The organism is Terriglobales bacterium (assembly GCA_035457425.1).
In the GTDB taxonomy this organism is placed as follows: Bacteria; Acidobacteriota; Terriglobia; order Terriglobales; family Acidobacteriaceae; genus JACPNR01.
In genome coordinates this window covers 1-12,490 of the sequence record DATIBR010000012.1, presented here as the reverse complement: position 1 = coordinate 12,490, position 12,490 = coordinate 1, and the positions used below count along the sequence as shown (strand labels likewise).

11 protein-coding genes and 1 tRNA gene are annotated in these 12,490 nt (G+C 68.2%); 5 read left to right on the top strand and 7 right to left on the bottom strand.

The window, feature by feature from the left end:
• Positions 1–1,084: phosphotransferase (locus VLA96_01120; GenBank protein HSE47786.1), on the bottom strand; the 1,084-nt coding region annotated here is incomplete at its 3' end.
• A 220-nt stretch (positions 1,085–1,304) separates the two neighbouring features.
• On the opposite strand from VLA96_01120, the gene VLA96_01115 reads away from it, so the two are divergent.
• Positions 1,305–3,902 (top strand): protein kinase, encoded by a 2,598-nt coding sequence (locus VLA96_01115; GenBank protein ID HSE47785.1) that lies wholly within the window; start codon positions 1,305–1,307, stop codon positions 3,900–3,902.
• Between the two features lie 88 nt (positions 3,903–3,990).
• Here VLA96_01115 and VLA96_01110 read toward each other — a convergent pair.
• The 3 genes from VLA96_01110 to VLA96_01100 all read right to left on the bottom strand — a co-directional run bounded on the left by VLA96_01110 (position 3,991) and on the right by VLA96_01100 (position 5,916).
• Positions 3,991–4,080 (bottom strand) — tRNA-Ser (locus VLA96_01110).
• Positions 4,081–4,135: 55 nt separating this feature from the next.
• Positions 4,136–5,212, bottom strand: coding sequence for a DUF4118 domain-containing protein (locus tag VLA96_01105; GenBank protein HSE47784.1), 1,077 nt, complete (start codon positions 5,210–5,212; stop codon positions 4,136–4,138).
• Entirely contained in the window at positions 5,209–5,916 is a 708-nt protein-coding gene (locus tag VLA96_01100) for a response regulator transcription factor (GenBank protein ID HSE47783.1), read from the bottom strand. Before VLA96_01100 ends, VLA96_01105 begins: the two co-directional genes overlap by 4 nt.
• 140 nt (positions 5,917–6,056) lie before the next feature.
• On the opposite strand from VLA96_01100, the gene VLA96_01095 reads away from it, so the two are divergent.
• Complete coding sequence (locus VLA96_01095) at positions 6,057–6,185, top strand: hypothetical protein (GenBank protein HSE47782.1); 129 nt, start codon at positions 6,057–6,059, stop codon at positions 6,183–6,185.
• Between the two features lie 13 nt (positions 6,186–6,198).
• On the opposite strand, the gene VLA96_01090 is transcribed toward VLA96_01095, so the two are convergent.
• On the bottom strand, positions 6,199–6,945 hold the full coding sequence (locus VLA96_01090; protein HSE47781.1) for a hypothetical protein: 747 nt from the start codon (positions 6,943–6,945) through the stop codon (positions 6,199–6,201).
• A 38-nt stretch (positions 6,946–6,983) separates the two neighbouring features.
• On the opposite strand from VLA96_01090, the gene VLA96_01085 reads away from it, so the two are divergent.
• Complete coding sequence (locus VLA96_01085; protein HSE47780.1) at positions 6,984–7,364, top strand: metallopeptidase family protein; 381 nt, start codon at positions 6,984–6,986, stop codon at positions 7,362–7,364.
• Between the two features lie 19 nt (positions 7,365–7,383).
• On the opposite strand, the gene VLA96_01080 is transcribed toward VLA96_01085, so the two are convergent.
• Positions 7,384–8,448 (bottom strand): cysteine synthase family protein, encoded by a 1,065-nt coding sequence (locus VLA96_01080; GenBank protein ID HSE47779.1) that lies wholly within the window; start codon positions 8,446–8,448, stop codon positions 7,384–7,386.
• A gap of 149 nt (positions 8,449–8,597) precedes the next feature.
• A complete protein-coding gene (locus VLA96_01075; GenBank protein ID HSE47778.1) occupies positions 8,598–9,377 on the bottom strand; it encodes an IclR family transcriptional regulator in 780 nt (259 codons plus the stop codon).
• Between the two features lie 165 nt (positions 9,378–9,542).
• Between VLA96_01075 and aceA the strand changes: the two genes are divergently transcribed.
• Positions 9,543–10,883, top strand: a complete 1,341-nt coding sequence (gene aceA, locus VLA96_01070; GenBank protein HSE47777.1) for an isocitrate lyase — start codon at positions 9,543–9,545, stop codon at positions 10,881–10,883.
• 70 nt (positions 10,884–10,953) lie between these two features.
• Entirely contained in the window at positions 10,954–12,171 is a 1,218-nt protein-coding gene (locus VLA96_01065) for an ABC transporter permease (protein HSE47776.1), read from the top strand.
• The last annotated feature ends 319 nt before the right edge of the window (positions 12,172–12,490 follow it).

The following is a 12,490-nucleotide window of genomic DNA, read 5'->3' as shown; positions in this document are numbered from 1 at the left end:
GAGCCTCCTCGGATGTGGCGCCCTCGACCTCGAGGGCGCGCCCCCCTTCCGGCTCGCTTGCTTCTGCCGCGATCCGCCTGAGCTTTTCCGAGTCCGCCATCTCGTGGAAGGTGCTGAGCAGCGTCGGCACCGCGACCGGTAGCTGCACGTTGTGGAGCAGCCACTTCAGGTTCTTCAGCGCGTACGGCACGCTTTGCAGGAAGTGCGGCTTGCGCTCGTAGAAGCCGCGGAAGCCGTAGGCGCCCAGCGCCTGCATGATGCGCACGTACACGAACGCGTAGTAGTGGTGCAGGAACTGCTCGCGCGCCAGCTCGACGTAGCGCCCGGCGGCCCCGAGGTAGTGCTCGAGCAGCTCCTCGCGCAGCGCCGGCGGCAGGTCGGCCTTGCCGTCGTAGAGCAGCGACGCCACGTCGTAGTGCAACGCGCCCTTGCGCCCGCCCTGGTAGTCGAGGAAGTGTGGCTCCCCCGCGCGCATCATGATGTTGCGCGACTGGAAGTCGCGATACAGGAAGGAGTCGCGCGGCGCCGTCAGCAGGAAGCGCGTCAGCCGCCCGAAATCGTTCTCCAGCGCCTGCTCGTTGAACGGCACGCCCGCCAGCCGCAGGAAGTAGTACTTGAAATAGTTCAGGTCCCACGCGATCGACTGCCGGTCGAAGCTCGCCCGCGGATACGCCGCCTTGTAGTTCAGGTCGCGCCCGGCCTCGATCTGGAAGCGCGGCAGGATCTCCAGCGCCTTGCGATACGCCGCGACCACGTCCGGCGCGATGCTCTCGCCCGACCGGTTCGCCGACAGCATCTGGAACAGCGTCAGGTCGCCCAGGTCTTCTTCCAGGTATGCGTCCTGCTTCAGGTCTTCGGCGTAGATCTCCGGCACCGGCAGCCCGTGCCGGCGGAAGTGCCGCGTGAACTCCAGGAACGCGCGGTTCTCCTCGCGCACGTGGTGCACGATGCCGATGGCGCTCGCGCCCTCGCCCGCCAGCCGCAGGATCGTCCGCCCCGACGCGCCCAGCTGCCCCTGCACCGGCTCCACGCGCAGCACGGCTGTGCCGAAATGCTTCTCGAAGAGTCCTTGGAGGATGTCCATAGACGATTCGTTCCGTGGTCAGGCTGCGTCGCGCACGAGGAAGATCCATTTTAGCCTCACCGTCGAACTTTCCACGGAGCCGGTGATTCATGGTCTGGTGCGTGCGAGCGCGAAGCGATTCTTCGTAAACAGCGTAATTCATGAACGCGCGGCGAATGTCCTTCTGCCCGCTTGCCGCTGGGACGCTTTCCACCTAACATCCTCGGGCTCGACTGCGGTCATGGAAAACCAGCAGATCTCGCATTACAGGGTGTTGCGCCGCATCGGCGGCGGCGGGATGGGCGTGGTCTGGGCGGCGCAGGACCTGACGCTGCAGCGCCAGGTGGCGCTCAAGTTCCTTCCCGCCGACACCGAGAACGACCCGCAGGCGCTCGAGCGGTTATTGCGCGAAGCGCGCGCCGCCTCGGCGCTCAACCACCCCAACATCTGCACCGTCTACGAGGTCGACGAGCATCAGGGCCGGCACTTCATTGCCATGGAACTGGTCGAGGGGATGCCACTCGACCAGCGCATCAACGGGCGTCCGCTGCCACTCACGTTGCTACTCGACCTCGCCGAGCAGATCGCCGACGCGCTCGACGCCGCCCACCAGAAGGGCGTCGTCCATCGCGACGTCAAGCCGGCGAACATTCTCGTCACTGCCGGCAATCGCGTGAAGGTGGTCGACTTCGGCCTGGCGAAGCTCGCCGAGGCCGATCGCAAGAAGAGAGTCGTGACCTCGGCGGCGACTGCCGACGTCTCGCTGGCGCACCTGACCAGCCCGGGCGTCGCGCTCGGCACGGTCGCGTACATGTCGCCCGAGCAGGCCCGCGGCGAGACCCTCGACGCGCGCACCGACCTGTTCTCCTTCGGCGCCGTCCTCTACGAGATGGCGACCGGCGCGCTGCCATTCCAGGGCGCGACCTCGGCGGTCATCTTCGACGCCATCCTGAACCGCGAGCCGCCGCCGCCCTCGCGGCTGAACTCGGTCACGCCGCCGGAACTGGAGCGCATCATCCACAAGGCGCTGGAGAAGGACCGCGAGCTGCGCTATCACGGCGCTGCCGAGATGCGCACCGACCTGCGCCGGCTCAAGCGCGACTCGGAGTCGAAGCGCACGGCCGTCGTATTGGGGCCGCCGGCGGCAGGGACTCGGGGATGGAAGCGCGTCGCCGGCGGACTCGCGCTCGTTGCGGTGATTGCGGCAGCGGTGCTGTTCGTGCAGTCACGCGCCGTCCCTGACCCTCGCGTCCTCCGTTTTAACAAGGTCACGGAAACCTCCGGCACCAAGGGGTGCCCGTTCTCCGCCGGAAACCTGATCTATTTCAACCAGGACGACGACGGCGGCGGCGCGGCCAAGTTGATGCAGGTCGCCACCACCGGCGGCGATCCGCTGACGATCCCGGTGACATTAGGTTCCGTGGGCGTTGTCGACATCTCGCCGACGGGCTCCGAGCTGGCCGTGTTCCCTCAGACCGGCGACGATGAGGTGCCGCTGTGGATCTTGCCGGTGCCGAGCGGTTCGCCGCGGCGCGCGGGCGGCATCGTCGCGCACGACGCGACGTTTTCCCCTGACGGCAGCCACGTCCTTTACGTCACCGGATTGAAGCTCTTCACCGCCAGGACCGATGGCAGCGACGTCCGCGAGATCCTGACGGGCTCGCAGTATGTCGATTCGCCGAGCTGGTCGATCGATGGCAGGATCCGCTATCGCCAGGGAGTTGCAGGCGGGAGGAGCGCCAGTTACTGGGAGACGGACCTGAACGGCGCGCAACCGCACGAGTTGTTCGGTGGCGCCACCGGCCTCTGCTGCGGGACCTGGACCGCCGACGGCAGCTATTTCCTCTACGGGTCGCGCAAGCCGGGCCAGGAAGGCATCTGGGCGGTCCGCGAGAAAAACGGGTGGTTCGGCGGCGCGGCCAACAAGCCCGTCCTGCTCTCGACCGGGCCGCTGGTGTACTGGTGCTCGGTCCCGAGTCGCGCCGGCAAGCAGATCTTCGTCACGGCAGAGCAGCCGCAAGCAGAGCTCATCCGCTTCGACGCCGCCTCCCGGCGATTCGCGCCCTTGCTCGGCGGGATCGCCGCCGAGTCAGCGAGGTTCTCGCGCGACGGCCAGTGGGTCGCCTACGTCGCGTATCCGGAGGGCGACCTTTGGCGCGCGCGGGCCGACGGGACTCAGCGGCTCAGGCTGACGGAGAACATGCGCACGCTGCTGGTTGACTGGGCTCCGGACGGAAGGACGATCTCATTCGTCACCCGCGATCCGACCATCTCGCTCCAGACTATCTCCATCGATGGCGGCTCACCCACGTCCTTGCCGATGGGCGATGCTCCGACCCTGGCGCACGCGTGGTCTCCCGATGGGAATCAGATCGTGCTGGGCGAGTGGGTCGGGACTGCCGCGCCCGTACTGCGCTTACTCGACCTCAAAACGCGCGTCGTCACGACCGTGCCCGGATCCGAAGGGCTCATCTATCCCATTTGGTCGCCCGACGGACGCTTCATCGCTGCCGAAGCCGAGACCGGTCCCCGAAAAGGCCCTTGGCTCTACGAAGTCGCCGCGCGCAAATGGACGCGGCTTCCCATCGACAACTTCAACTATTGGGCGTGGTCGCACGATGGCAAGGCCATTTACTTCGATACCTTGGGCGATCGCGCTGCGGTCATGCGCCTGCGGAATGGCGCGAAGCAGCCCGAGAAGGTCGCCGACCTCAAGGGTATCAGGCGCGCGCACGGAGCCTTTGGCTCCTGGTTCGGGCTGGGGCCCGGCGACGCCCCATTGTTGCTGCGGAAGACCGGCAGCCAGCAGATCTACTCGGTCGATTGGACCGCGCCCTAGCCCGTCGCGAGGGGTGCGTTGCCCAGACGAGATCGCGGAGAGGGAGGGAGTCGAAGGCCCTCTCTCCCCAAGATCAGTCTAGTAGTACTGGCGGAGAGGGAGGGATTCGAACCCCCGGTACCCGTCAGGGTACAGCGGTTTTCAAGACCGCCCGTTTCAACCGCTCACGCACCTCTCCAGCCCTCATTTTACGCGTTGCGGACGCATCCGCTGTGTACGCCCGCGGTGCCGGGCTACAGCGGCAGCGTGAAGGAGAACACCGACCCGCGTCCGGGCTGGCTCGCCGCCGCGATCGACCCTTGGTGCGCCTCGACGATGGCCTTCGCGATCGCCAGGCCCATGCCCGTGCCCTGGCTGTGCTCGCGCTGCTCGCGCCCGCGGTAGAACTTGTCGAACACCAGCCCGAGCTCCGCCGCGGGGATCCCTGCGCCGCGGTCCGCCACGCTCGTCACCACCCGGCCGTCCTGCTGCTGCGACGTGATCAGGATCGGCGAGCCCGCCGGCGAGTACTTCGCCGCGTTCTCCACCAGCAGCCGCAGCACCTCCTGGATGCGCTCGCCGTCCATGCGCGCCGGCGGCAGCTCCGGCGGCACCCGCACCTCCACCGGATGGTTGCGCAGGCACGCGCCGCACTCGTCCAGCGCCGCGTCGATCACGTCGCGCATCGGCCGCGGCTCCAGCCGCAGCTCCACCGCGCTCGCCTCCAGCGCCGCCATCTCCGTCACCTGCCCCACCAGCCGGTTCAGCCGCTCCGTCTCTTCGTTGATGACCGCCAGCAGGTCGCCGCGGTCCTCGGCCGAAAGGTTGCGGTCGCTCATCAGCCCGGTCACCGACGCTTTGATCGCGGTCAGCGGCGTCCGCAGCTCGTGCGTCAGCGAGTCGAGCAGCGCCGTGCGCAACTGCTCGCTCTGTCGCGCGGCCTCCGCGCGCCCCAGCTGCTCGACCGCGGCCAGCACCTCGCGGTGCCGCTGTTCCGCCATGTCGGCGCTGCGGCGCGCGCGCTCCGCCAGTTGGCTCGCCACCACCGCCACCACCAGGAACACGAAGAACGCCACCCAGTTGTGCGGGTCCGCGATGGCGAACGTCCCGTACGGCGGCAGGAAGAAGAAGTTGAAGCACGCCGCCGCCAGGAACGCCGTGAACACCGCGTAGCGCAGCCGCCATACCGCCGCGATCGCCAGCACCAGCAGCAGCAGGATGAGCGCCACCGTCACCGGATTCGCCGGCAGGACCTTGCGGAACACCGCGACCACCAGCGCCACCGCCGCCGCGCACAGCGCCACCCGCGCGAACGCGCCCGTCGGCTTCATGCCTCGCCTTGCTCCTCGGCTTCGAACCGGTAGCCCACCCACGGCTCGGTGGTGATGAAGCGCGGCGCGTCCGGCGCCACCTGCAGCTTCTTCCGCAGCCGGTTGACGAACACCCGCAGGTACTCCACCTGCTCGGTGCTCTCGCCGCCCCACACCGCGCCCAGCAGCGCGCGATGCGTCACCACCTTCCCCGGCTGCTGCGCCAGGAACACCAGCACGTCGAACTCCTTGGGCGTCAGGTGCACGACCTCGCCGCGCACCGTCACGCGCCGTCCCGCGCGGTCGATCACCAGCTCGCCGTGCTCCAGCGTCGAGGGCGCCTCCGCCGGAGGCTGCCGGCGCAGGTTGGCGCGCACCCGCGCCGTCAGCTCGTTCATCCCCACCGGCTTGGTGACGTAGTCGTCGGCCCCGGCGTCGAGCGCCTGCACCTTCGTCCGCTCCTCGCCCTTCACCGACAGCACGATGATGGGCAGTTGCGACGCCGCGCGGATCCGCCGGCACAGCTCCAGGCCGTCCATGCGCGGCATCCCCAGGTCGGTGATGACCAGGTCCGGCGTCCAGTCCTTCATGATCTCGAGCGCGCTCTCGCCGTCGTTCGCGACGCGCAGGTCGTAGCCGCGGGAGGTGAGCGTGGTCCGCAGCACGCGCGTGATCTGCGGCTCGTCGTCCACGATCAGGATGCGGCGATGGTCGGTGGCTTCCATCGGCGGCGCCGCCGGGCGCCGTCCCTATTGTCAGCTTGCCACGGCCCAAAGTCGATGCGGGCCGCCGCCGCCGCCGCCGTTTACGAATCGTTTATGGAACCTTTATCCGGGCTTTATGGCGCGCGCGATCCAATCAGGCTGTGACCGTATTCCACATCCTGCTCTCCGCCTTCTGCTGGCTGGGACTCGCCAGCCTGGTCGCCGGCATGCTGCTCGGCATCGGCGAATCCATCGTCGACTTCTGGCAGGTCTTCCTGGCGAAAGAGTAGCCGCGAGCCGCTCCTAGCCCGCCACCACCGACTGCATCAGCCGCTGCCACGCCGGGCTCATGATGAGCGCGATCCGCACCGGCACCGCCAGCACGATCAGCGCCGTTCCCCACAGGTACGCCGGGTGCACTTTCCCGCGCGTCACCTTGTCGTACACGATGCCCGCGATCGGGAACAGCAGCGTCAGGCTGTAGTAGCCCAGCGGACCGAGCGGCAGCACGCCCGGCCAGCGCGCCCACGCCGCCGTCATCAGGCAAGTCGACGCCAGCACCACCAGCCGCTTGTGCTTCTCCTTGTCGTTCCGCCACCAGAACGCCGCGGCGATGAAGATGGCGAACGTCGCGATGTCGCCCAGCGGCACCGCGAGGAATGCGAAGGGGTTTGCCCCCGGCGGCGCCGCGCCCAGCCGCGCTCGTTCGAACGCCGTCAGCACCCCGACCACGATCATCGTCGCCGCCAGCACGCCGCCGAAGATGCCCAGCTTGCGGTGCAGCGCGACGCGCCGCGTCGCCACCAGCGTCGTCTGCGTGATCAGCAGCACCAGCCACAGCGTGAACACCGCCGCGTGCACGTGCACCGCGGTCGAGTACGGCTTGCCGGAGATGGTGACGTTGCCGCCCAGCACCGGGTTCAGGTAGTAGGTCTTCGCGAAGCCGATCAGCGCGGTCAGCGTCATCGCGATCGCCATCCCGGAGTAGAAGACGCGGTCGCGCGCGGCCGGAGGAGCGAGCGGCCGGGAGGCCGCAGATGCGGTAGCCATAGCGGAACAGAAGATTAGCACGAGTTTAGAATGAGGTGATGCGGCGCGACCGATTCATGGAGCTGGTGGCCGAGGCCCTCGACTCGCTCCCCAGGGAGTTCCGCCGCCGCATGAAGAACGTCGCCGTGCTGGTGGAAGACGTCCCCGCCGAGCAGCGCGAGCGCGACCGCAACGCGCCCCCGCGCCCCCGCAACTCGCCGCCCCGCACCCTCGTCCTCGGACACTTCATCGGCACCGCCGCCACCGTGAAGAGCGTCTTCGCCATCCCCCACGGCCCCGACCACGTCATCCTCTACCAGAAGAACATCGAGGCGGTCTGCCGCAGCGAAGCCGAGATCCGCGAGCAGGTGCGCCTCACCGTCATCCATGAGGTCGGGCACTACTTCGGCATGAGTGAGGAGCAGCTCAAGGACGTCTAGCTCGAGGGAGCTTGTGCTGCTAGCGCCGGGAGACGCCGGGGCAGAACCCGCAGGAGCGCGGCAAGGTCGCCAGGCCCAGCAGTTGGATCCGCGGCGCCAGGTGCTCCTCCCGCTCCGGCTCCTCGCGCAGCAGGTCGGTCGATAGATATTTCTTGTTGTCGTCGGGGAACACGGTCACCACCACCGCGCCCGGCCCCATCTGCTCCTGCACCTTCAGCGCCGCCAGCAGGTTCGCCCCCGACGAGATCCCCACGCCCAGCCCCAGCTCCCGCGCCAGCTTCTGCGCCATCAGGATGGAATCCCCGTCCGACACCGCCACGATCCCGTCCAGCTGCAGCAGGTTCACGATCGGCGGGATGAACTCGTCCGAGATCCCCTGGATGCGGTGCTTGCCCACCTTGTGCCCGGTCGAAAGCGTCGGCGACTCCGCCGGCTCCACCGGATGCACCCGCACCCGCGGATGCCGCGAGCGCAGGTACCGCCCCACGCCCATCACCGTCCCGCCCGTTCCCACGCCCGCCACGAACGCGTCCGGCTTCAGGCCCGCTTCCTCGAGCTGCGCCAGGATCTCCGGCCCGGTGGTCGCGGCGTGCGCGTCCACGTTCGCCTGGTTCGAGAACTGGCGCGGCAGGAACGTCCCCGGCACGCTTCCCGCCAGCTCCTCCGCCATGCGGATCGCGCCCAGGAACCCGCCCGCCTCGCGCGTCACCGGCACCACCTCCGCGCCGAAGCTCCGGATCAGGTTCTTGCGCTCCTCGCTCATCCAGTCGGGCATGAAGATGGTCACCGGATGCCCCAGCGCCCGCCCGATGGCCGCGAACGCGATCCCGGTGTTCCCGCTGGTCGCCTCCGCGATGGTGTCGCCCGCATGGATCTCCTCCAGCGCGTACGCCCGCTCGAGGGTGTGCAGCGCCATCCGGTCCTTGATGCTGCCGGTCAGATTCAGATTCTCGCACTTGGCGTAGAGCGTGCGCGGCGCCCCGCGGTACCGCAGGTGGATGGCCAGCAGCGGCGTGTTGCCCACCAGCCCGCGCAGCGCGCGGCATTGCGCGTTCAACAGCGGCAGCGTCAGCACCGACACCATGGCAGCGTAGGTTAGGGGCTGCTGGGATGGCCCACAGTGACCGCCGTCACCCGCGCCCGTGACGCGGAAGACTCAAGACCAAGAGCCAAAAGCTAAGTGCCAGGAGCCGATCGCGAAGAAGACAAAAATCAGAAATCAAGAATCAGAAATCAAAAATCCTTCGTCCATCCCAGCTGCAGCGAGATGCGCCGCGCCGCGTCCTTCACCATCTCCGCGAAGCGATGCATGTCGGCGGCATGGAACTGCGTCACCGTCCCCGTCACCCCGATCGACGCCGTCACGCCCTGCGCCGAGAAGATCGGCGCCGCCACGCACCGGATCCCCACCGTCGACTCCTGCTCGTCCACCGCGTACCCGCGCCGCCGGATGTGCTCCAGGTCCGCGTGCAGCTTCGCCGGCACCGTGAGCGTGTGCGGCGTCCACTTCTTCAGTCCCTTCGCCACGATCCGCTGCAGCTCCTCCTCCGGCAGGTGGGCCAGCAGCGCCTTGCCCACCGAGGTCGAGTGCAGGTTCATCCGCTTGCCCGGCCAGGTGTTCATCTTCACGAACCCCGGCGCGTCCACCTTCGCGATGTACACCGCCTGCCCGTGGTCGAGCACCGCCAGGTGCGCCGTCAGCCCGCTCCGGTCCACCAGGTGCTGCAGGATGGGCAGCGCCACCTCGCGCACGTCCAGGCTCTCCACCGCGCGGCTCGCCAGCGACAGCAGCGCCAGCCCCAGCCGGTACTTGCCCGCCGGCTCCCGCCGCACGTACCCGCCCGCCTCCAGCGCCCGCAGGATGTAGCTGGTCGAGCTCTTCGGGATCTTCAGCTTGCGGCTCAGGTCGGAGTTCGACAGCCCCCCGGCCGACTTCGCGATCGCCTCCAGCATCCCCAGCGCGCGGTGCACGCCGATGGAGGGGGAGTCAGCGGTCTTGGAGGCTCGCGCCATGCCCTTGCCCAAACTTCTGTTCAGCTAATTGAACATACGTCTTGACCGCGCTCCCGTCCAGCCCCAGACTGCGGTCACGCATGAAGATGTGTTCAACATATTGAACACTCGTGCGGCACCAGGGCCCCGGGCCACATCTCACTGCTCCACGGGGAGGGCAGCGATATGCAGTCCGTTCAGACGACCAAGCGCCAGGCTGCGAACCTGCAGCGCGACTGGAACACCGACGCGCGGTGGCAGGGCATCACGCGCCCCTACTCCGCCGCCGACGTCCTGCGACTCCGCGGCACCGTCCGCATCGAGCACACCCTCGCCACGCTCGGCGCCGAGCGCCTCTGGTTCCTGCTGCACACCCGCAAGTACGTCCACGCCCTCGGCGCGCTCACCGGCAACCAGGCCGTCCAGCAGGTCCAGGCCGGGCTCGAAGCCATCTACCTCAGCGGCTGGCAGGTCGCCGCCGACGCCAACAACGCCGGCCAGATGTATCCCGACCAGAGCCTCTATCCCGCCGACTCCGTCCCCGACGTCGTGCGCCGCATCAACCGCGCGCTCCTGCGCGCCGACCAGATCTGGCACTCGGAAGGGAAGAACGGCATCCACTGGTTCGCGCCCATCGTCGCCGACGCCGAGGCCGGCTTCGGCGGCAACCTCAATGCCTTTGAGCTCATGAAGGCGATGATCGAGGCCGGTGCCGCCGCCGTCCACTTCGAAGACCAGCTCTCCTCCGTCAAGAAGTGCGGGCACCTCGGCGGCAAGGTCCTGGTCCCGACCAGCGAGTTCATCCAGAAGCTCATCGCCGCGCGCCTCGCCGCCGACGTCATGGGCACGCCCACGCTGCTCATCGCGCGCACCGACGCCGATTCCGCCGGCCTCATCACCTCCGACGTCGACCCGCGCGACCGCGACTTCCTCACCGGCGAACGGTCGCCGGAAGGCTTCTTCCACATTCGCGGCGGCATCGAGGCCGCCATCGCCCGCGCGCTCGCCTACGCGCCTTACGCCGACCTGCTGTGGTGCGAGACCTCGCATCCCGACCTCGCCGAAGCCCAGCAGTTCGCCGACGCCGTCCACGCCCGCTTCCCCGGCAAGATGCTCGCCTACAACTGCTCGCCCTCCTTCAACTGGAAGAAGAAGCTGAGCGAGCAGACCATCGCCGAGTTCCAGCCGCGCCTCGCCGACATGGGCTACAAGTTCCAGTTCGTCACGCTCGCCGGCTTCCACGCGCTCAACACCGCGATGTTCGAGCTCGCCGGCGCCTACCGCGACCGCGGCATGGCTGCCTACTCCGAGCTCCAGGAGCGCGAGTTCGCCGCCGAGCGCGACCACGGCTACGCCGCCGTCAAGCACCAGCGCTTCGTCGGCACCGGATACTTCGACGAGGTCGCGCAGGTCATCGCCGGCGGCCAGTCCTCCACCACCGCCCTCGCCGGCTCCACCGAGACCGCGCAGTTCACCGCCCCGGAACCGCAACGCAACACGCAGACTGTCTCGAACGTCGTCGTGTAGCCTTTCTCCGACGACCGACGACCGACGACGGTTGCGCCCCACCCCGTGAGCCAATAGGCTGGTGACTCCCATGCAAGGCCCCATGCTCATGACCGAGACCCTCCGGGTCGCCTACGACACCTTCCTCACCAACAAGGTGCGTTTCGCGCTCACCGCGCTCGGCATGGTCATCGGCACCGCCTCGCTCATCCTCGTCACCACCATCGGCCTGACCGGCAAGCAGTACATCCTCGGCCAGATCCAGGCCATCGGCGCCAACATGATCTACGCCTACCAGGAGGGCGGCGGCGCCGGCGTCACCTCCACCGCCGCTCCCGACCCGCTCACCGTCGACGACATGCTCGCCGTCCAGAACCAGGTCCCCGGCATCCAGGCCGCCTCGCCCATGACCGAGATGCGCGACCGCATCACCGTCCGCGGCGGCAAGGAGCGCGAGATCCTCGTGCTCGGCGTCTCCCCCGACTACAAGCAAGTCCGCAACCTCGTCGTGCTCGCCGGACGCTTCTTCGATGAAGACGACACCCGCGCCCGCGCCAAGGTCGCCGTCGTCACCCAGGAGTTCGCCAAGCGCATGTTCGGCTCCGAAGACGCCGCCGTCGGCCAAACGGTGAAGGTCACCAACCTCCCCTTCGTCATCATCGGCGTCTTCAAGGAGCGCGTGGAGACCTTCGGCCAGTCCGAGCTCGCCTCCGACACCGTCGTCATCCCCTACACCGTCGCGCGCTACTTCTCCGGCACCGACGCCGTACGCCAGATCTTCTTCTCCACCGCCGACGCCGGCGACGTCCCCCGCGCCACCGAGCAGATCAAGCAGATCCTCCAGTCCCGCCACCGCGCCGAGTCCGTCTACCGCGTCGAGAACCTCACCCAGCTCCTCCAGGTCGCGGACCAGACCGCGCAGGCCCTCACGCTGGTCCTGCTGCTGGTCGCCACCGTCACGCTCATCGTCGGCGGCGTCGGTATCATGAACATCATGTTCGTCACCGTGCGCTCCCGCACCCGCGAGATCGGCATCCGCAAGGCCATCGGCGCCACCAACCGCGCCATCCGCTGGCAGTTCCTCACCGAGGCCATCATCATCTCCGCCGCCGGCGGCGTCATCGGCACCATCGTCGGACTCGCCCTCCCGCTCTCCGTCCGCTTCTTCACCGCCTACCGCATCCCCATCTCCGGACTCTCCGCCATCATCGCCATCGTGGTGTCGTCCTTGGTCGGCATCATCTTCGGCACCGTCCCCGCCACCCGCGCCGCCCAGCTCGACCCCGTCGAAGCCCTGCGCTACGAGTAGCTGTACTTTCCATGAGTGTCATCCTGAGCCGCCCGCAGGCGGCGAAGGATCTCACCCGCGATCCATTCCCGTGAGTGTCATCCTGAGCCGCCCGCAGGCGGCGAAGGATCTCACCCGCGATCCCTTCCCATGAGTGTCATCCTGATCGCGTCCGCGCGAAGGATCTCACCCGGAACACTTTCCCATGCGTGTCATCCTGAGCGCGTCCGCGCGCGAAGGATCTCACCCGGAACTATCTCGGCCAATCCTCACTCAAATCCCGCCACTTCGGATTCTTCGCCTCCACCAGCGCCTTCTTCTTCGCCCGAGTCCAGCCCTT